General features: G+C 61.2%; 22 protein-coding genes. 10 read left to right on the top strand and 12 right to left on the bottom strand.

What is annotated here, in order from left to right; translation table 11 throughout:
* Positions 1–31 precede the first annotated feature (31 nt).
* A complete protein-coding gene (locus tag NJU76_RS05170; protein ID WP_254531731.1) occupies positions 32–787 on the bottom strand; it encodes a DUF8170 family protein in 756 nt (251 codons plus the stop codon).
* Between the two features lie 92 nt (positions 788–879).
* On the opposite strand from NJU76_RS05170, the gene NJU76_RS05165 reads away from it, so the two are divergent.
* The 6 genes from NJU76_RS05165 (at position 880) to NJU76_RS05140 (ending at position 5,106) form a co-directional block, all read left to right on the top strand.
* Positions 880–1,353 (top strand): ArsR family transcriptional regulator, encoded by a 474-nt coding sequence (locus tag NJU76_RS05165; RefSeq protein ID WP_254531730.1) that lies wholly within the window; start codon positions 880–882, stop codon positions 1,351–1,353.
* A 260-nt stretch (positions 1,354–1,613) separates the two neighbouring features.
* Positions 1,614–2,627 carry a hypothetical protein gene (locus NJU76_RS05160; protein ID WP_254531729.1) on the top strand — a complete coding sequence of 338 codons (1,014 nt, stop codon included), beginning with the start codon at positions 1,614–1,616 and terminating at the stop codon, positions 2,625–2,627.
* Positions 2,628–2,650: 23 nt separating this feature from the next.
* Positions 2,651–4,126 carry a molybdopterin-dependent oxidoreductase gene (locus tag NJU76_RS05155; protein ID WP_254531728.1) on the top strand — a complete coding sequence of 492 codons (1,476 nt, stop codon included), beginning with the start codon at positions 2,651–2,653 and terminating at the stop codon, positions 4,124–4,126.
* A 40-nt stretch (positions 4,127–4,166) separates the two neighbouring features.
* Positions 4,167–4,439: an ArsR/SmtB family transcription factor gene (locus tag NJU76_RS05150; protein ID WP_254531727.1), complete on the top strand. Its 273-nt coding sequence runs from the start codon at positions 4,167–4,169 to the stop codon at positions 4,437–4,439.
* Positions 4,440–4,742 carry a DUF8036 family membrane protein gene (locus tag NJU76_RS05145; protein ID WP_254531726.1) on the top strand — a complete coding sequence of 101 codons (303 nt, stop codon included), beginning with the start codon at positions 4,440–4,442 and terminating at the stop codon, positions 4,740–4,742. It abuts the gene before it with no gap.
* A gap of 178 nt (positions 4,743–4,920) precedes the next feature.
* On the top strand, positions 4,921–5,106 hold the full coding sequence (locus NJU76_RS05140) for a hypothetical protein (protein WP_254531725.1): 186 nt from the start codon (positions 4,921–4,923) through the stop codon (positions 5,104–5,106).
* Between the two features lie 474 nt (positions 5,107–5,580).
* On the opposite strand, the gene NJU76_RS05135 is transcribed toward NJU76_RS05140, so the two are convergent.
* The 5 genes from NJU76_RS05135 to NJU76_RS26975 all read right to left on the bottom strand — a co-directional run bounded on the left by NJU76_RS05135 (position 5,581) and on the right by NJU76_RS26975 (position 11,799).
* Positions 5,581–7,785, bottom strand: a complete 2,205-nt coding sequence (locus NJU76_RS05135) for a PKD domain-containing protein (protein ID WP_254531724.1) — start codon at positions 7,783–7,785, stop codon at positions 5,581–5,583.
* 263 nt (positions 7,786–8,048) lie between these two features.
* Complete coding sequence (gene gnd, locus NJU76_RS05130; protein WP_254531723.1) at positions 8,049–8,948, bottom strand: phosphogluconate dehydrogenase (NAD(+)-dependent, decarboxylating); 900 nt, start codon at positions 8,946–8,948, stop codon at positions 8,049–8,051.
* An 87-nt stretch (positions 8,949–9,035) separates the two neighbouring features.
* Positions 9,036–10,031, bottom strand: coding sequence for a transposase (locus tag NJU76_RS05125; protein ID WP_254531722.1), 996 nt, complete (start codon positions 10,029–10,031; stop codon positions 9,036–9,038).
* Between the two features lie 218 nt (positions 10,032–10,249).
* Positions 10,250–11,491, bottom strand: coding sequence for an RNA-guided endonuclease InsQ/TnpB family protein (locus tag NJU76_RS05120; RefSeq protein ID WP_254531721.1), 1,242 nt, complete (start codon positions 11,489–11,491; stop codon positions 10,250–10,252).
* 29 nt (positions 11,492–11,520) lie between these two features.
* Positions 11,521–11,799, bottom strand: a complete 279-nt coding sequence (locus NJU76_RS26975) for a hypothetical protein (protein ID WP_425604310.1) — start codon at positions 11,797–11,799, stop codon at positions 11,521–11,523.
* Positions 11,800–11,836: 37 nt separating this feature from the next.
* Between NJU76_RS26975 and NJU76_RS05115 the strand changes: the two genes are divergently transcribed.
* Together NJU76_RS05115 and NJU76_RS05110 are read left to right on the top strand one after the other, a co-directional pair.
* The gene (locus NJU76_RS05115) at positions 11,837–12,253 is read left to right on the top strand and encodes a hypothetical protein (protein WP_254531720.1); all 417 of its coding nucleotides are present in this window, start codon (positions 11,837–11,839) and stop codon (positions 12,251–12,253) included.
* A 116-nt stretch (positions 12,254–12,369) separates the two neighbouring features.
* A complete protein-coding gene (locus tag NJU76_RS05110) occupies positions 12,370–13,272 on the top strand; it encodes an IS1595 family transposase (RefSeq protein ID WP_254531719.1) in 903 nt (300 codons plus the stop codon).
* A gap of 96 nt (positions 13,273–13,368) precedes the next feature.
* Here NJU76_RS05110 and NJU76_RS05105 read toward each other — a convergent pair whose 3' ends face one another.
* From NJU76_RS05105 to NJU76_RS05090, 4 genes are all read right to left on the bottom strand, one after another.
* Entirely contained in the window at positions 13,369–13,803 is a 435-nt protein-coding gene (locus NJU76_RS05105; protein ID WP_254531718.1) for a hypothetical protein, read from the bottom strand.
* A gap of 93 nt (positions 13,804–13,896) precedes the next feature.
* Positions 13,897–14,361: a copper resistance protein CopD gene (locus NJU76_RS05100; protein ID WP_254531717.1), complete on the bottom strand. Its 465-nt coding sequence runs from the start codon at positions 14,359–14,361 to the stop codon at positions 13,897–13,899.
* 106 nt (positions 14,362–14,467) lie between these two features.
* Positions 14,468–15,022, bottom strand: coding sequence for a metal-dependent hydrolase (locus NJU76_RS05095; RefSeq protein ID WP_254531716.1), 555 nt, complete (start codon positions 15,020–15,022; stop codon positions 14,468–14,470).
* 69 nt (positions 15,023–15,091) lie between these two features.
* The gene (locus NJU76_RS05090) at positions 15,092–15,574 is read right to left on the bottom strand and encodes a deoxyuridine 5'-triphosphate nucleotidohydrolase (RefSeq protein ID WP_254531715.1); all 483 of its coding nucleotides are present in this window, start codon (positions 15,572–15,574) and stop codon (positions 15,092–15,094) included.
* 256 nt (positions 15,575–15,830) lie between these two features.
* Here NJU76_RS05090 and NJU76_RS05085 point away from each other — a divergent pair, with 256 nt between their 5' ends.
* On the top strand, positions 15,831–17,798 hold the full coding sequence (locus NJU76_RS05085; RefSeq protein ID WP_254531714.1) for an aconitate hydratase: 1,968 nt from the start codon (positions 15,831–15,833) through the stop codon (positions 17,796–17,798).
* A gap of 124 nt (positions 17,799–17,922) precedes the next feature.
* A complete protein-coding gene (locus NJU76_RS05080) occupies positions 17,923–18,888 on the top strand; it encodes an LLM class oxidoreductase (RefSeq protein WP_254531713.1) in 966 nt (321 codons plus the stop codon).
* On the opposite strand, the gene NJU76_RS05075 is transcribed toward NJU76_RS05080, so the two are convergent.
* The gene (locus NJU76_RS05075) at positions 18,872–19,237 is read right to left on the bottom strand and encodes a hypothetical protein (RefSeq protein ID WP_254531712.1); all 366 of its coding nucleotides are present in this window, start codon (positions 19,235–19,237) and stop codon (positions 18,872–18,874) included. The genes NJU76_RS05080 and NJU76_RS05075 overlap by 17 nt on opposite strands.
* Complete coding sequence (locus NJU76_RS05070; RefSeq protein ID WP_254531711.1) at positions 19,234–19,656, bottom strand: hypothetical protein; 423 nt, start codon at positions 19,654–19,656, stop codon at positions 19,234–19,236. Before NJU76_RS05070 ends, NJU76_RS05075 begins: the two co-directional genes overlap by 4 nt.
* Positions 19,657–19,828: the final 172 nt, after the last annotated feature.

The raw sequence follows: 19,828 nt of genomic DNA, 5'->3' as shown, positions 1-19,828 counted from the left end.
CGATCACGATTTGTCGCTCAGTACAGACGGTTCACGGAACGTTTGACAATCGTTCGTCGAGTTCCTCCGTCGTCGTCCACGAAAAGCACTGGTTCAGTGATTCGAGGTGGACGAGGGAATCAGTTATCACGCCGCTATACGACGGCGTGCGACCCCCAAGTTCGGACTCTAGATACGATTCGAGGCCCTGTGTCGAGATGTCCAGTCCGTGGTCACGAGCGCGTTCGGCGAGTGCATCGAGTTCTTCGTCGAGATTATCGGCACGATATGCCAGTTCGACGGCTCGAGCAAGTATCGCGTCTTGTGTCGTGAGCAGGGAGTCATCAGCGTAGTGTTCCTCCTGTGCCCGAGGGAATAGGTACGTACGGTCGAGCAGCATCGGGCGCTCAACACGTCCAAATTCGGCGACCGCCCCACCAGTGTCGTGTTCAAGAATCAGCGGAACTGAATCCGCATAGAGAGCGTGTAGAAAGAACTTCACTTTGAGATTCGGAATGTCGTCCGACACATCGAGGTCGGGTTGCGTGACGAGTAGGTACGCATAGGCATCGTGCCGGTGGTTCAACACGTCAAGCGCCTCCTCGAGACGATACTTGAACGGTGATTCGTAACTGCCCAGCACGAAATACGTCGAATGCGGGCCAAAGAGGTGCTCGTGTCGCTCACGCATATACGAGAGGAGCTGTTCACTATCTATCGGGTCGAGTTCGAGGCCATAGAGAACGTCGTTCAGAATGAAATCCGTGAGTTCCTCGGTGTTCTCCGGTATGTCTTCTATGCTAACCAATATGGAAATATATCCTAATAACCATACTGGTCTAACTTAGAGAAGTCAATCCCCTGTGCTTATGTGATCTGCCATCGTACGTTCAGTCGACGATGGCTGACATCTCCGCGCATTCCGAAGCCGATAACGAGGAAAACCCCCTGGAGCGGCAGCGTGAGCTGATGGCGCTGCTGTCACAGGAAACTCGACACAGCATCATTCAGGCGCTCATAGGGCACCCGAAGACCCTCGCATCGGCGGATGAAATAAACCATTTCATCCCGAGCAAATCGAAAAAGACCGTTGGGGAGCAACTGGACGTGCTCGTAGAAGCGGACATCCTCGCAATCTACGAGTATCCCCCAAATAAGGAAAAGCGCGGCTTGCCGTGGAAATTCTACGGCTTTACCGAGTACGGTGCCGACATTCTCGGCGACTTCAACTATCTTAAGGGCGTCCCAATGGCGAGAGCCGTTCACCAGAAAACGCGAAAGCCCGAGAAGATTGAGCGGCATGAAACGGCCCCACGACCGCCCCTCCCAGAGCCGGTTCGTGCGACGTTCCGACTCGATGAAGAGGCGGAATAACAGAGATCGAGGACGGCCATCGAAGTATCAACGATAGTCGCTGATCGCCTTTTGAGAGGACGGCAAGCGACTCTGTTTGCACGCCATTCGAGGTCACGAAGTTGTGGGGAGAGTCCGTAGAATAGTACGATGTTGCCGACAGCAACCACAGCCACACGAACCTGAGACAGAATCTAGACCGAATTCGAACTGAAGTGGGGGAAAATTTATACGATTCTTGAAAAATCTATTTTTTCGCTCTTCTCGAGCGATAAACTGCTATGTCCAACAACGATACGACGCGACGCCGAGTTCTGAAGCTCGCAGGTGGCGCAATGGTGGTCACACTCGCTGGATGTACAGGTAGTGAGGATGACAGCGACGAACCATCCGGCAACGACTCGATGGATGATGGATCCATGGACGACGATTCGATCACGGAAACTCGGACAACGGATCCAGCGGAGGCACCACGCGCGGAGATCGATCGGTTCAGCGAGGAGGCGGGGACGCTGATGGTGCGTAACGAAATGAACGACCTGCCGGACCCCAACGAACCTATTGACTTCGATCAGGGGCCGTTCGTCACGCAGGGACTCGGTCCCGACGGCACGGCCGTCGAGTACTACAACTTCGACGTGCAGCCGACCGCGCCCGCGCCCATCTACGCGTTCTTCCGGGAGAACGGCGATCCGGTCAAGGATCAGCTCAACGTCATCGACGTGATTCCCGGCGACGAGGGATACAACGACTTCTGGCACGTTCACGAGGTCACGGTCCCCGACGACTACGAGGCCAACACGGTGACGAGCGGCGCCGACCTGATGGAGCACGACCTCGAGACCACGGACACTGACAGCATCAAGAACTGTCCGGTCGTCCCCGAGGGCTCCACGGCCGCCAAACGCGCAGGCGACGAGGACGAGGGACTGGTCGAGGGGTGGTACGAGGGGGAGGTCGTCAGTTACTTCCTCTTCGAGGAGGCGCCACTGGAGGCGACCGACAGCAACGAGGTGCCGGTTTCGCCCATCTACGTCTCCTTCAACACGAACCCCGACGAAGACGGCGGTGGCCCGCAGTCGGGGTTCATGACCGAGGAGATGAGCGACCAGACGCACAACGTCGTCGCCTCGCTGCCGGGCGACGAAAGCTACTCGCCGCTGTGGTCGGTCACCGTCTACGACAACGCCGACTTCGAGGACGTCTCGGACCTCGAGTCGGCCACCTCGGCGACCGTGCTCGCCACCGACACCGCCACCGTCAACTGCCCAGTCGTCTCCGTGGGGATGGAGTGACACGATGAGCGAGGGACGTACCTATGGCTGACTCCCGCTCTCCCTCCCGCGACGCGGTCGGGTTCGCGACGCTCGCGGGCAGCACCGGCGTCGCAGGGTCCTACGCGGTGGCGGGCTACTCTCCGGAGTTTCTCGTCGCGCCCATCGACGACCTCGTCGTTCGGGCCACGCCGGGACCGATCGTCGCCTGGATGATCGAGAATGTCGGCGAACAGGGGCATCTGCTGCACATCGCACTATCGTTCGTCATCGCGGCCGGATTGCTGTCGGGCACTGCGATCGTCGGGCTCTCCGTCGCCCAGCGATTCGATAGACCTGTGATCGGGAGCGGTCTGGCCGGCCTCTTAGCGTGGGGTCTGACCGCCTCGCTTACGGCGGAGCCACTGCTCGCAGCCGGTGCTGCCGTGCCCGTTGCGGCGTTTACCGCCGTCGGCACCACGCCGGTCGCCGCTCGCGACCACGACCCATCGCGACGGCGTGCGCTCATCTCGAGCGTGAGCGCGTTGGCCTTCATCGGCACGGCTATCGGCCTCCGTCGATTGACGGCTGATGACACCGCCGGCGGCGGAAGCGAGATAACGGACGACGGGGTAGCCACGCTGCTGCAGGAGGCCGAAGTGAAGTCACTCGACATCCGTGGCGACGTTCCGGGACTCGTGAGCACGATCGAGGAGTTCTACAACGTCGATATCACGGTGTTCGACCCGGAGCTCTCGCCCGGGGACTGGTCGATGACGATTACCGGAGAAGTCGGTGACGACGTAACTGTCACGTTCGACGAACTGACGGACATGCAGACCGAGCACCGGTTCGTGACGCTCCGGTGTGTCGGCGAGGACCTGAACGGGAAGAAACTGGACACAGCTGTCTGGACCGGAACGCCGATCGAGCCGCTCCTCAAGGCGGTCGATCCCGAGGGGGAGTGTGGATGTGCGATGCTCCGTGCGGAGGACGGATACTTCGTCCAGTTCCCGATCGAGGCGCTCGAAGACGGCTTTCTCGCGTGGGGCATGAACGGTCGGTCGCTCCCCCAGTCCCACGGCCATCCGGTGCGCGTGCTCATCCCCGGACACTGGGGTGAGACGAACGTCAAGTGGCTCACCGAAATCGAACTCCTGGACGAGGAAATGAATGGTTACTGGGAACAGCGCGGTTGGCACGGCACCGGGCCGGTGAACACCGTCGCCAAACTCTGGAGTGACACCGTTCTTGACAACGGGGCCCTCGAGGTGGCCGGCCACGCCTACGCCGGGACGCGTGGCATCGAGCGCGTTGAAGTCTCGACGGACGGGGGTGGCACCTGGCAAGATGCGGAACTCTCGGAGCCACTCCCTGGAATCGACGTGTGGCGACAGTGGCGCTACGAGTTCCAACCCGACGGCAGTCACGAGGTCGTGGTGCGAGCGATCGACGGCGAGGGGAACCGCCAGCCCGAAGAGCGATCGGACGCATTCCCGAGTGGGGCGACTGGTTGGGTCACGAAGACAGTAAGCGGATGACCACTGGACTCATAATCCCCTGAAACAAGAGCACGTATGGATGGAGAAGGCACTCTGGTACCTCCTAGTTGGTACACGTGGTGGCGAGAACCGTGCGCGCATCATCGCCGCTCTCGACGACCGACCCCGGAACGCCAATCAGCTCGCGGAGTGCCTCGACGTAGATTACAATACAGTGCGACACCACCTCGATATGCTACAGAAACATGATGTTATCGAATCCGGCGGCGACGAGTACGGGAGGTTGTACTTCCTGACCGATCAGTTCGAATACCACCGCGAGGAGTTCGAAACCGTTCTGGAGGCGATGTGAATGGCGGGTACGATGGGCCCCTGGATGCTGGGAGCGACCGTCCTCTCGGGGGTGAACGTTCTCCTCTTGACGGTAGTAACGGTCATCTGGACGCGCAACTACCGAACGTTCGGGTCCAAGATGACTGCAGGACTGGCCGTGTTTGGCGTTGCGATGCTCCTGGAAAATGTCCTCGCCATTTACTTCTTTTTCAGCAGCGGGATGCTCTATGCCGATTCCCTAGGCGTCCAGCAGTCCGTAGCCGTCCTCCGCGCGATCCAGACCGTTGCGCTGGTCTTCCTCACCTACGTCACCGCGGAGTGACGTGATTTGATCGTACCCCTGATGGGAATAATACTTTTGACACTACTGCTGTATGTGATCACAGACTGCTCCAGGTCAGCAGGGCCCCTCAGAGAACGAAGCAGGGGGCAGTTCGCTCGCTAGGACAGCCTGCGGAACTCCAGCGTCATTTTTTGAACTAGACAAAGAGGCATTCAGGTTGGAGGTTCTCTACCGAGTGGCTCGAGAGACGGTCGTGATCGACGTCGATCCCTGGAGGGGTCCGTTCGCCGAGTACGACAAGTACGGCGCTGCTCTCAACCTCGCCAGTGACGATATGATTCGAGGGTGCACGTCGACGGACTTCGGGGCGGTCAACGAGCACTGGCAAATCACGCGAGGATGAATCCCGATACTGGCAACGACCGTCCCCTCCCTTACATTCTAATTCTTTTACCCTTCCAGCGGGCTCTCTGGAACCTCGAGGTCGCTCGACGTATTCGGTTCCTTCGTACCGTCTCAACCCCACAAGAGTCCTTCTGAAACTCGGGCTCTGACGACACTGTGGCCGGTTCCAACCCCGGACACTTATCTAATACGTCACATGCTCACGTAAAAAGACCCTCTCACAGTCGTGAGCGTCCCAATTATAAGCAAGCGAAAACTGTAGTCAACGGCCCACACATTGCGATTGTATCCCCACCAGAGATGGCGGGTCTCGATCGGCCGGCGACCCTGTCCGACGGCGATTCGTCCCGTCTCTGAGCCGGTTCCGTTCAGCCCGTCGCCCGAGCCGTCGGCCGAAACCCCGTGATTTTCGGTCGGCTCCTCGAATAGTATCGAACATTTGTGGTCACTGGAACCGTTCAGTACGGGAGGGTCATACGTGGTGATTCTCTCGCTCTATCGGACGGTCGGACGGGAACGCGGGCCGACGACGTCGGTATCGTAACACGCTGATCTTTATTTCGTGGGTCGTGGTGGTCCCCTCACTGTCAGTTGCGGTCAGCGCGACGGTGTACGTACCCGGCGAGTCGTAGGCGTAGGCGATGTACCAGCCTGACGCCGTCGTGCCGTCGCCGAGATCCCACCGCAGTGCGGTTATCCAGGCGTTGCGATCGGTCGTGTCCACGACGTTGAAACCGACGCGCTCGCCGACGGATGGCGACGTCGTACTCGGTCGAACCTCGGCGTTCAGTCCGTCAGTTGATTCGCCGTTTCCGGTAGACCTGCCGTATTCGTCGGCTGCATCGCCGCTGTCGGACCCATCGTCATCGGTGGCACCATCGTCTCGGCTCCTCCCGTCCGTTCTATCGTCACCGACGGTCCCGTCGGCCCTGACGCTGATACCGATCTCGTGGGTCGTGGCGATTCCCTCGTTATCGGTCGCGGTCAGCGCGACGGTGTACGTGCCCGGCGAGTCGTACGTGTGGGCGTTCCACCAGCCCGACGCCGTCGTGCCGTCGCCGAGGGCCCACGCGAGTTCGGTGATCCAGGAGCTCTTTCCAGCCGTCTCCACGGCGTTGAAACCGACGCGCTCGCCGACGGATGGCGACGTCGTGCTCGGTTGTATCTCGGCGTTCACCCGCTCGTCGACGCCGTCGGCTTTCTCGGTCGCGACGGATATCGTCTTCGTGACGGATTTAGCGTCCCCATCGACGACGGCGATCTCGTAGCGTGTGTCCGGCTCGAGTCCGTCGATCGTCGTCGACGTCTCGGACGTCTCGTGATCCGCAGATCCGTCGACGGAGACGACGTAGCGATCGACACCGTCGACGTCGCCCCACTCGAGCGTGATCGCCGTCGCTGTCGTCGCAACGATCCCGAGATTCGCTGGGACGCCGGGATCCGACTCCGCCGAGACCGTGATCGCGACCGCGTCGCTAGCAGCCGCTTCCGCGTCATCGGTGACCGTCAGCAGGACCTCGTATTCGCCCGGTTCGTCGAAGGCGTGCTCGACGCGTTCGCCCATCGTCGTCCCGTCGCTGAACGTCCACTCGTAGCGCTCGACCGTGCCGTCACCGTCGCTCGAGCCGCTGGCATCGAAGGACATCGTCTCGCCGACCGACGGGTCGGTCGCGCCAGGGGTGATCGTGGCCGTCGGCTCGACGCTCCCGCCGATCTCGCCGCTGCCACTGCCGTCGCCGAGTTTGTCGTAGACGACGGCGAAGTACGACGACTCGGAGTAGGGCCCGTGACACGCGTCGCCCCAGTATGGATCGGCCATGTTCATCCTCTCCGCCGTGCCGTCGCCGTTCCATGCCCAGGCGATGACCGGCCAGCCGAGCGCCTTGGCATGGTCGACGATAGCCGACCAGTCGGCACCGGCAGTCCCCGCGTCGGTGCCGAACTCGCCGATCATGCAGGGGTAGTCGGTCTCGTCCATGACGTCCAGATGGATCGGCTGGAGCGATTCTCCGGTCGTCGCGTTGTATCCGCTCGGATAAACGTGCGCGGAGAGGATGAGATCGCCGTCGTCGATGTGTTCGACGGCGCGTGCGAGTCGATGTGTTCCCTGGCCCCACCCGGGGGCATCACAGACGAGCGGCCCGGTGTAGCTCGTGTCGGTGCGAACGGTACCGATGGCGTCGGTGTACGCCGACGCGTACGCGCTCGCGGAGACGCTGTGATCGCCCCACTCGTTCATCAGGTTGATCGCGAACGAGGAGTTCTGCGAGAGGGTACCATAGTGATCGACCCAGAAGTCCGCCGCCCGTTGCAATGCCGATGGGTTCGCGGACCCGTTGTCCGGGTCGTGGTGGTACGTGGCGATTACCTCGTACCCGTTTTCGGCGGCCTCGTCGATCCAGCGTCTGGCGTCCTCGACCGTCGTATCGACGTCGCCGAACGAAAACGGCTCGATTTCGATCCGGACGGTCTGAACGGCTGGATACTGCTCCATCAGGTCCCAGCCGATGTCCTGACCGGTGCCGCCGCAGAAGTACGACGGCTGCAGGTTGACACCGTCACCGAACGGGGCTCCTGCTGCCATCGCGCTCGCGGTGTTCCCGACGAGTCCCGCACCGAGGACCGTGCCGGCCGCAGATATTTTCAAAATGTCGCGTCGTGTGTGACCTAAATCCATAACGCAGTGCGAACAACTATCCATAAAAATTATAATTACTATTATAATATCGTGTTTGGCAACGATTCCGGCACGTAGAATGAACTGTGTGAACAATTGCCGTGTGTAGGAGCGATTGGTTGGGAGGGCACCCGCACTTCGAGCACGACGGTGAATTCCGTTTCGAGACTTCGATGCCGATACTGGCCCGCAGCTATCCTCGAGGCCGATCGTTGCGGGACGGACGGGACCGTACTCGAGCGACGGACAGGCCCTCGTCTCGCTTACTCTCGTCGGGGGACGTCGTGACGACCGAAGCCGTACCGGAGCCGGTTCGCGAGCCGTCGTGCGAATCGACCGTCGTCGGCCCGCGACCCGAAGCGTTCGGACAGCGCCGTGTAGATCAGCGGCAGGGGAACCTCCTGTTCGAGGCCTTCACGGACGGTCCAGGTGCCGGTCGAACCGCCCTCGATGCGGTCCGCGACGGTTCCGAGATCGGTCCCTTCCTCGCGGAAGGCCTCCTCGCAGAGCTCGAGTAGCCAGGATCGAATCACCGCACCGTTGTTCCAGACCGACGCCACGTTCTCGAGGTCGAGGTCGTACCGTCCCTCGTGAAGCAACTCGAATCCCTCGCCGTAGGCCTGCATCAGCGCGTACTCGACGCCGTTGTGAATCATTTTGACGTAGTGACCGGCGCCGGCGGCACCCATTCGCTCGTGGCCGTCGGGACCGGTCGCGACGGCGTCGAAAACGGGCTCGAGTTCGTCGTAGGCCCACTGGGAGCCGCCGACCATCAGCGAAAATCCCAGTTCGGCGCCGGCCGGGCCGCCGGAGGTGCCACAGTCGAGGTAGGCTGCGGAGCAGGACTCGGCGCGGCGCACGGAGTCCTCGAAGAACGAATTACCGCCGTCGACGACGATGTCGTCGCCGTTCAGGTGGAGCTCGAGTTCCTCGAGGATTACGTCGACCGCGTCGCCAGCGGGGACCATCACCCAGATGCGTTTTTCCGTATCGAGCCGTCCGACGAAATCCTCGAGCGAATTGGCCGGCTCGGCACCGGCATCGGCGGCTCTCGAGACCGCGTCCTCGTCTAGGTCGAAGGCGACGACGTCGTGGTCCGCCGCGAGCGTTCGCTCGACGACGATCTGTCCCATGCGTCCGAGTCCGATCAGCCCCAGTTGCATGGGTAGGGGTCGGCCGGCTGATGTGGTAGTGGTTGCGATTCGTGGCGGCTGGCCGGATAGCTCTCGTCGGAGGACCCTGTTCGGTAATCACCACAGTTTCGTTCTCCGGAGATTAGCAGTTGGATCATCGAGTCGGTTGGCTAGCGCTGTGACAAGTCGATCAATCAAGACAAGTCCAACGTGAGTTTCGACGCGGCGACGGCCACGAACACGGAATGTCAGATTTCGCTCATCCTCTTTGAGTCCGCTGAAGAAGCGTTCGCCGACGATACGGTCGGCGAACGCTGCCTCGAGCGCTTCACGATGGAGCTGGACATCGTATTCTTCTACCAACGCCTCTACTCGGAATACGATATCCAGCGGTTCAGCCGTGTTCCGCGGGTTATACGTACAGATTGGAAGAGTGCCGTCATCGAGACACTCCTCATGGAATTCGAGCGTATCGTACGCCGAATCGCCCAAAACTTCCGTTACCGTCGTATTTTCACTCAGCCGGTCAAAACACTCGAGTGTCACTGTTTCTGGATGCTGTTTGCGCTGGGTAACGACTGCGCCAGCGATCTTCCCGCTGGCGCAGTCGACCGCGACAAGCAACCCATATCCGTAGACCCACTGCTGATCGATAGAATCCCACGCCCACGCACCGTCGGGGTCGGTGCGTAGGCACTCCAGATGCGTTGAATCGAACACGAACCGGGAGCCGTAGAAGCCGATCTCATCGAGAAGCCGAACGAGATAGTCGAACAGCCGTTGGATGAACGGCTGCACGCGGTTCCAAAACTCCCAAATCGTACTCAATACAGGCGTCTCATCTGCAAATCCGCAGATGAGACACCCGAGAACCGAATCGAAACAGTCCTTGAGTTCTCTGAACTGGAACTTCGTCTCGGCGGTGCACAACAGTAGCCCACGCATCATCTGTGAGCGAGGATAACATGGATTTCGACCCGGCCCGTCGTCCATCCACTCATCGAGAACTGATAGGTCAAGCGCCGCAAGGACGCGGCGCTTTGCCGACCGAAGGATGTTTGTGACAGGTACGTCGTCTAGTACATCGGCTGGTGAGGGCGTTTGGGATTGCACACTTAAACCGCCATCACCGGCCACTTTCACACTTACATCGACAGAATAATCGATAGCCAGCAAAGAGTTGGATCAGTCAGCGAATTACCGAACAGGGTCCTCCTTGGAGAGCTATTTTCGAGACCCGGTCTGATCGGACTACGATTCGTCCGCCGGCTCCAGGGGCGCCGCCTCGACCCGGTTGCCATCCATGTCCGACTGAGTGAATCGCCTCGGGGTCACGCCCCGAGGCTTCCCGTTTCTACGACGTGACTTGCAGACACGCGCTGGAAATCAGCGGTGTCCGTAGCGGTCACAGTCTCCACGGGCGTTGATTCGGGCCATCCCAGCCCTAGTTCAGAAAAGCCGCGTTGTAGGACGTTCATCGCCGCATTCGCGTCTCTGTCCGTCTCGAATCCGCACGAGGGACAGGAGTGTTCTCTGACCCAGATGGGTTTCGCTGTTTCCACACCGCACGATGCACACTCTTTAGTAGTGCCTCGCGCTTCAACCTGCTTGACGTGACAGCCGTACAGGTCGGCCTTGTATTCGAGGAGTGTGATGAACTGTCTCCACGCCGCATCCTGCTTGTTCCGAGCGTTCCCATTGCCCTGAAGCATCCCAGCCACGTTGAGGTCTTCCACGAACACGGCATCGTACTCCGTGACGAGCCACGTCGTTATCTTGCGCTGGTAGTCCAGCACCTTCCGACGAATGTGACGCTTGACCTTGGCGACCTTCTTCCGTTGTTTCTCGTAGTTGTTTGACCCCTTCTCCTTCCGCGAGAGTTCGCGTTGTTCGCGGCGGAGTCGGTCGTATTCGTCTTCGAGGTTGAGCCATTCCACGGTCTTCCCATCGCTCGTGTGGATGTAGTTGAGGATGCCAAGGTCAACTCCGACGCTGTTGCTCGCATCGAGCGAGTTCACGCCGGGTTTCTCGGGAAGGTCAGTATCGTCGGTTTCCAATCCGAAGGAGACGAACCACTCACCGGTCGTCTCTTTCTTGAATGTAACTTCCTTGATGGAAGCACGGTCAGGAATCGGGCGATGGTAGCGGATTTTGACCCAGCCGATTTTGCTGAAGCGGACGTAAGCGAACCTGTCGCGGCCCCTCTTTTCATCAAGGTCGAAGCCGGACTGGTTGTACGTCACACTTCGGTAATCGCTGGGTGCTTGCCGTGTGAGCTGACCGACTTTGTATCCCTTCTCTTTCTTCTTGCGAAGGTTCGAGAGGTTCCGATGGAAGCGAGCGACGGTGGCTTGGGCGGCTTTCGAGTGCATTTCTCCGAACAGCGGCCACTTGCGTTTCCATTCGGGGAGTTTGTTGTTCTGGCCGTACTCACTCGGCTTGTCATCTTCAGGACTGTTCTCGTAGTCCCATTTGACGTGGTTGTAGAGTTGGCGATGAACGTCGAGATGGTGTTCCAGTTGCTCCGCTACCTCCTGTGTCGGGTAAGCGTGGTAGCGGTGACTATGTTCCATCGCTGACTCTTGATAAGTAATGTGTTCACTTAGTGGTTTGTATCACGAGTTGTCGGCTTCATCCTCGAGGTCAAGCCTCGGGGTATTCGCCTTGTCCGCTGATAAACGAAACGTGGCCGCCGTAGCTGTCGATCATCCAGCGGCCCAGTCAGAGCCTGAGTCCGCTGCTGTGTGAACTCGATAATATCGCTTTCACCGATTCCGACGTCGATTTCGCCGGGCGGAATGCCGGGTCCGTCGTCGGCGAACGCGATCCGGACCCGGTCGTCCTCGCACGTGGCCGAAATTTCGACGGTCGGGTCCGGTATCGCGTGTGTGACCGCGTTGTCGAGGAGCTTGTCGACGATGAGCCCAGCCCGAGTCCGCTCAGGCCCAACGAGCGTCTCCCGTCGAGACTGTGGCTTCGCCGATGGTGGCTTCGCCGATGTTGGCTCCGGCGGTCACGGCGCCGTCGACCAGTTCGAGTTCGCCGTCCCGATCGTCCGGATTCGATGGTTCTTTTGGTTCGACCTTCGGTTCGTCCGTCGGTCGCTCCTCCGGTTCGTCCCGCGTCTGACTGGCGCCGATCCGATTGTCGAAGATGGACGCGACCGTCTCGAGTCGGTCGGCCTCCTTTCCGTCGACGACGACGCAACTGACGTCGGTCGTCTCGACGCAGTCTATGATCGCTACCCGGTCTCGAAGTTGGACGACGTCGAACGCGACGTCGAGGTCCCACGATGGTGTTTGCTTACCGCCGACGAGGACGACGGACTCACCTGATCAGTCACTGTCGGCCAAATGGAGGACGCTCTTCCGTAGGTGATTGTTGATACTGCTGAACTGTCGCTGCAAAGTCGAAGAGGACAAGGGCACCGCGTTAGCGGTGCCCGACACGGATGATTCCGCTAGATGTGTTTGGGTCGGAATCGGTCGCAGCGGACCTGCTCCAACAGGTTCGCTGGCGTAACGGTGTTACCTGTCTTCGCTGCCGTTCTGACCTCACGGTCAGAAACGGCAGCTATGGGCACTTTCAGCGGTATCTCTGTAAGGATTGCGACCGCACATTCAACGATAAAACGGGCACGATTTTCGCTCACTCGAAGATTGCGCTCCGCCGGTGGTTGTTCTCGATCTACGCGTTTCTCCGGTTTAACACGAGTCTCCGGCAGCTACAGTGCGAAATCGAGGTGACACACAAGACGATCCACCGGCGCATCGAGCGCTTCGCCAGAGCGCTCGATGCGCCTTCCCTCGATCTCGTCGGGCCGGTCGAAATCGACGAAGTGTACGTATCTGCCGGGAAGAAAGGCCGCGAGCGCGACCAAGAGTCGCGCTCGCGTGGCCTCTCCACGCGTGGGCGCGGAACGTATGATGGCGACAAGCCACCCGATGGCGACAAGCCACCCGTGTTCATCCTCGCTGATCGCGGGACTGGGCAGCGGTACGTGATCCCAGCGAAAGCCGCTGACGAATCGACGATTCGACTCCTCTTGGCGGTCGGCCAAGAGGAGTCGCTGACCGTCTTTACTGACGGCTTTCGAGCGTACGAGCCACTCGAAGAGGACGACGCATTCACTCGTGAATACGTCGTCCACGGTGACGGTGAATACGCCGACGACGAGATCCACGTCAATACCTGCGAGAGCCACGCGTCGCTGACACGACGGTGGCTCTCGCCACATCGAGGTATCTCGAAAGATAAGCTAACACAATATCTCAGAGCGTTCCAACTCCGCCGAGAATTATATCGAAAACCGGGACGAGACGCACTCAAACACGCTATTCAAGCGACTCTATGAAATCAACAATGTGCTACGCAAGAGCGATGGAGGAAGCAATCAGGGGTTACTGTTTTGGCTATTTCACCCGGGACGGGTGGCTACCGTGGCGTGCGTTCACCGAATTGGTTCTTCGAGACGCGCCCAGCCGATCGCATCGAGTACCACGATTCGATTGTTGTACCTGACGTACACCCCGTTGTACGCACCGCCGTCGTCCTCGTAGTAGGGCAGCGACTCTCTGACGCGGTCGACGACCGACCACGCCCCGTCCTGCTCGAGCATGATGTGTTCCCATTCATCGCGCGCGCCGTTGCGAACGGCCCGGTCGAGGGCACGTCGCGCACCGGGAATCTCGCCGAGACGCTCGGCGGTCGCGTCGACCACCGTCGCGTCGTCCGGCACGTCCTCCGGTCCGACCAGACGTGCCCCGAGGTCGGCTTTCGACCGCGATATTCGGGACCGTGAGCGCTCCGAACGGAGGATGTAGCCGGCCACGGCAGCAGTTCCTACCGCGAGGAGCGAGATGGCCATATCTTTACCCCTGATCATTAGCCACTACCTTACAGCAACTGACTAAGTATCTTTCGCAAGAATGTTCATTTCTAATACGTTCGCGTCCGAAAAACGTCGTCGGTCGGCTGCTCAGAGGAGGCGTCCGACGTTGGCCGACAGCAGGCCCGCAACGACGAGCAACGCGATCGCCGCGAGCGCTGCCGCCCGGAAAACCGGAAGGGCTTCCCGGGCCGGTTCGCGTATCTTCTTCCCGGTGAGTCCAGTCTCGAATCGTTTCGCACCAATTTCGACGAGTGCGGTCAGCGCCAGCCAGAGCGCGACCATGAGCAGTACCAATCGGCCGTTGAGTGACCCGAAGAGGCTCTCGGCCGTGTAGGTGGTGCCAGCCAGGTGACTTCCGGAGAGAAACAGGACGAGCGAACTCGCTCGGGAAATCGTCGTGAGCTTGCTCGAGACGACCTCCAGCGGGTGGATCGTATTGAACGCACCGTCGCGGGCCAACGGCAGGACGACGGCGGCGACGAAACAGACGCTCCCTGCCCAGAGGGCAGCAAAGATCAGGTGTGTCGTTCTGGCGGCGAGAACGTCGACCATACTGTGATACTCGGTGACTGGCCGTATCAGCGTTCCGACTTCGGGGCACGTGACAGTCACGGCCGGGTGAGTGTCGATACACGATACTACGTCTGAAAGTGACACGTTACTCGAGCCAGTCGGGCATCCACGCCACGAGCCGTCGTCGAACGAGTGCGTAGACCAGCGAGGCGACGACACCGCCGACGATGACGGCGGTGAGCCAGCCGTCGAAGACGACCAGTGCCGGAATCGCGAGCGCGACCGCGATTGCGGCGTCCTCTGGTGCGCCGTCGTATCGGATCCAGCGTCGTGGCCGAATCCATCGGCCGCGGACGTGATCGTACACGGCCCGGTCGGTGCGGTCGTTCCACGGGTCCATCTCCGGGCCGCCGCCGATCGCGTCGCTCGCGGCGTGTAGCCAGGCGGTGACGGCGAACGCAGCCAGTCCGAGGGTTGAACTCGAGGGGGTGACCGCGGCGAAGACGACGGCTGGCGCGGCGGTCGCGAGTCCGGCGACCGGGAAGTGGAGCGTCCGTCGATGCGCGAGGACGAGGTCGAAATCCGGAACGAACCCGCCGATGATCGCGCCGACCGCGAGCGCGAGCGTGAACTCCGGAACGACGTATGCGATGGGCGCGACGGCCGCGAGCCCGGTGAACACGTGGGTTGTCGCCATCATCGGCCTGTCACGTCCGCGTAGGGGCGGGAACGGCAAAACGGTATCCGAACCGGCGGTCGAACGGGCCGGTCACTCGATGTTTTCGCCCTGATAACTCCCGTCGTAGACGTCTTCGTGCTCGGCCTCGGCGAGGACGAATTGTGCGATCCGTGCTCCGCGCTCGAGTTCGATATCGTGGTGGACCTGCAACAGCCCCTCGCCGCGGCCCTCGTAGCCCGCGTCCCACACTGCTGTATTAAGCATACAGGAGTTGCGTATGAGCGACGAGCGCGGATACACGAAGCCGACGTGACCCTCGGGGATCGCGAGACGCTCACCGTACCGGACGACGTATGCCCCCGCCGGCAAGTAGTAGCTGTCGGGATCTGCCTCCTGCAGTTCCTCGAGCGGACGGGCGATTCGATCGCCGATCTGCTTGTCATCCCGGCCGATGCGGCCCGGTTCCAGTTGCTCGAAGACGACGTCGGCCGTGAGGTCCACCCCGTTAGGCTGGATCTGTGCGTCGGTCGTCGGTGAGACGTGATCGGCCACGAAGGCACCGGAACGGAACATGTGGTTCCAAGGCCGCGGCGACGAGAAAAGCGTATCCGTTCGCGACGGCTCGACGACTCGATAGCACCTGACACGACTCGACCGTTCGGCTCGATCGCCCTCCCTGCTCTCGAGTGACCGGCGTGGAGTCGTCGTCAGTCGGTGGGTCGAGCGGCAATATTTTCGGGAAATAGTCCGTTTCGAGCGGCTTCACGGCGGTCCTTCCTCACAGAAACACGCTGGTTTTATCAGGGCGGACGGCCGAGTTTCGAGTGCTATGGGACAGACTCTCACCGAAAAGATTCTCGACGATCACCTCGTCGAGGGCGAACTCGAGACCGGGGAGGAAATCGGGATCGAGATCGACCAGGTACTCACGCAGGATACGACTGGGACGATGGTCTGGCTCCAGTTCGAAGCGATGGGGCTGGACGAGGTCCAGACCGAAATCGCTGCCCAGTATTGCGACCACCAGACGTACCAATTCGACTTTAAGAACACCGACGACCACCGTTTCCTTCGCTCCGCAGCCGGTAAATACGGCGCTCACTTCTCTCGCCCCGGCAACGGAATCTGTCACAACGTCCACCGCGAGAACTTCGCGGCACCCGGCAAGACCCTGCTGGGTTCGGATAGCCATACGCCCACGCCTGGCGGCCTCGGCGAACTCGCCATCGGCGCCGGCGGAATCGACGTCACCGTCGCCATGGGTGGTGCACCCTACTACATCGAGATGCCCGAAGTCGTCAACGTCCGCCTCGAGGGCGAAATCCCCGAGTGGGCCACCGCGAAAGACGTCATCCTCGAGATGCTTCGGCGCCTCTCCGTCAAAGGCGGCGTCGGCAAGATTCTCGAATACACCGGTCCGGGAGTCGAATCCCTGACCGCCCCTGAGCGGATGACGATCACCAACATGGGCACAGAACTCGGCGCGACGACGTCGATCTTCCCCACCGACGAGCAGACCGAAGACTACCTCGAGCGCGTCGGTCGCGGCGACGAGTACGTCGACCTCCAGCCCGACGACGACGCCGAGTACGACGACGAAATCGTCGTCGACCTCTCCGACCTCGAGCCGCTCATCGCCCAGCCCTCGATGCCGGATAAGGTCGTCCCCGTCCGCGAGGTTGCAGGCCAGTCCGTCGAGCAGGTCATCGTCGGCTCCTGTACCAACGGCGGCTACGAGGACATCCTCCCCGTCGCCAAGATGCTCGAAGGGCGGGAAACCTCGATGGAGACCGATACGATCGTCGCGCCCGGCTCCAAGCAGGCCTCCGAGATGCTCGCCCGCGAGGGGTGGGTCGCCGAGATGATGGCCGCCGGCGTCAACTTCTCCGAGGCGACTTGTGGTGCGTGTATCGGCATCGGCCACGTTCCGTCCTCCGATTCCGTCTCGTTGCGGACGTTCAACCGCAACTTCGAGGGCCGTTCGGGCATCGAAGACGACAACGTCTACCTCTGTTCGCCGGAGGTCGCGGCCGCCGCCGCACTCAAGGGCGAGATCATCGATCCGCGCGACCTCGCCGACGAACTCGGCGACCTCGAGGCACCCGGCATCGAACTCCCCGACGAGTACACCGGCTCCAAGACGGACCTCATCGGCCCCGACGAGGCCGTCGACGACGAACTCATCAAGGGACCAAACATCGGCGACGTCCCGCTGAAAGGCCAGCTCGACTCCGACGTCGAGGGTGAAGCCCTGCTGAAGATGGAGGACAACATCACGACCGACCACATCATTCCGGCGACGCAGGATATCCTGATGTACCGGTCGAACGTCCCCAAACTCAGTGAGTTTACTCTCTCGCGCGTCGACAAGACCTTCGCCGAACGCGCGCTCGAGGCCGACGGCGGCTTCCTCGTCGCCGGCGAAAACTACGGGCAGGGCTCCTCACGCGAACACGCCGCCCTCTGCCCGATGTATCTCGGTATCGAGGGCGTCCTCGCACAGAGCTTCGCACGGATCCATCGCGCGAACCTCTTCAACTTCGGGATCGTCCCGCTGACGATCGACGAAGACACCTACGAGAACATCGATCAGGGCGACGAGATCGAAATCGTCGACGACGTCTACGACGCCGTCACCAGCGGCCAGGAGGAGTTCACCGTCAGCGTCAACGGCGACGAGTACACGGCCGTTCTCGACGCCTCCGAACGCGAACGCGCCATCCTCGCGGCTGGCGGTAAACTCTCCTGGACGAAAGAACAGGCCGAAGGCGCCGGCGCCGCACCCGCCGACGACTGATCGGTACCCGTTTCTCGTCCGGTATCTCGTTCTTTTTGCTGTCTCGAAACGGATCGGCCTCGCGTGTCGAGCGACGACGAGGAACAGGACCAAACCGGTGCGGTGTGAACGACCCGGTACCGAGATGGATCGATCGGCCGTACACGGACACGAAGACGACGAGTACGAACGCGAATCCGATCACGAAAATCGGGGCTATCAGCGACTGTTCGGGGACGACGGCCTCACGTTCGGAACTGGGTTTCCACTCACCGGCACCAATCGGGAGCCACCGGATGTCGACGACGAGCTTCGACTGGCGAAACACGCCGAGTCGATCGGCTTTCACGGTCTCTGGACGCGGGACGTCCCGACGTACTGGCCGAAATTTCGCGACGCGGGTCAGACGTTCGACACCTGGCCGTGGCTCTCGCACGTCGCGGCCCACACCGACGACATCGCGCTCGGGACCTCGAGCATCGTCCTTACGCTCCGTCATCCGCTTCACGTCGCGAAGTCCGCGGCGACGGTCGACCGGCTCTCGGACGGTCGATTGGTTCTCGGGGTCGCCTCTGGCGACCGCGACCCCGAATACGACGCCTTCGGCGTCAATCACGACGAGCGCAGCGAACTATTCCGAGAGAGCGTCGAAACCCTCCGAGCCGTCTGGCGCGAGGATTATCCCGACCTCCAGGGGCGATGGGGTTCCCTCGACGGCAGCCTGAACGTGGTCCCGAAGCCGACCGCGGAGACGATTCCTCTCCTGCCGACCGGGTACGCCCGTCAGTCTCGGGAGTGGATCGCTGAACACGGCGACGGCTGGCTGTTCTATCACCTACCCGAACACACGCTCGAGGACTACGTGAGCGACTGGCGTGATGCTGCGGGCGAGACACCCTTCGCGATGGCCGTTCAACTCGAACTGGCGGACGATCCCGCGGAAGAGCCAGAACCGATCCACCAGGGGTACCGCGCCGGCCTCGAGTGGATACGGGAGTACATCGCCGACCTCGAGCGACTCGGCGTCGATCACGTGATCGTTGGAATACGAAACGACGACCGCGAGGCGGCGCTCTCGAGGTTCGCCGACGAGATCATTTCTGCGAGGTGAGACGGCGGGCCGGTGCGTCGAGGATCGGGACGATCGAGTCGTACAAATCTGCTGCGTCGAACCGACCGCGATGGCTCAGTGCAGTCGCCTGCCGAATCAGAGCCGCCAGGGCGGGCGGATAGCCCGCGTCTCGAGACCGCGGGTCGACTGGCGTTTGTCTTCGGACGGATACACGATCCTCACCGCTCGCCGTTCCCGTCGACAGAAACGAGAGCTGAAGAAACGCGAGCGCTCTGCAGACGGGGACGCCGACCACGCGAGCGGTCCCGAGAGAGGGTTCGAGGTCCCCGTCGCGCTCGAACCCCTCGCGAAGGGACGGAACAGTGACTCGACTCGCACTCCGTCTCATCCGTCGCGCTCGGCGCGCTCGCGCAACTTTCGTTTTTGCCGGCGTTCGGTCACGTGATCGAGCCCGTCCGCCAGTTCTTGCCTAACGCTCTCCTCGAAGGCGTCGACTTCGTCGAGGAATTCTCGGCGGAATTCCTCGACTAGTTCGAACGTCCACTGATCGCTGATCGCACCGGCGGGAAGGTGGTCGTCTCGGAGTTCGTTTGCCCACTCCTCGTGGTCCGCCGTTCGGAGGTGGTCTTCGGCGTCGCTCATGTGGTCCATCGCGTGACCGAGTTGGTGGTGGAACTCGAGCAGTGTGCCGTACGCCCGATGAACGTGTTCGACGCTCAACTGGAGGTCGTGAAGGGCCGCCCGTTCAGCATCGCTCAGGTCGAGACCGTCCCACTCCGCGTCCGTGCCGGAATCGACGTTTGTCATACTGTTACCACCCACGGCTCGCGGGAAAACCGTACGCGTTGAAACTGCCTGACGCGGTGATGGTCGTCGTGGAATTTCTGACCACCTCACCTCGACGCCCCGTCGTGCACGGCCGAACTCGTCGGCGCGCCAGTGGGGTCGCCGACGTGCGCTGACGAGACCGACGGGGTTC

This window comes from Natrinema gelatinilyticum, from assembly GCF_024266705.1.
GTDB classification, from domain to species: domain Archaea; phylum Halobacteriota; class Halobacteria; order Halobacteriales; family Natrialbaceae; genus Natrinema; species Natrinema gelatinilyticum.
This window is presented reverse-complemented; position numbering and strand designations above follow the sequence as displayed.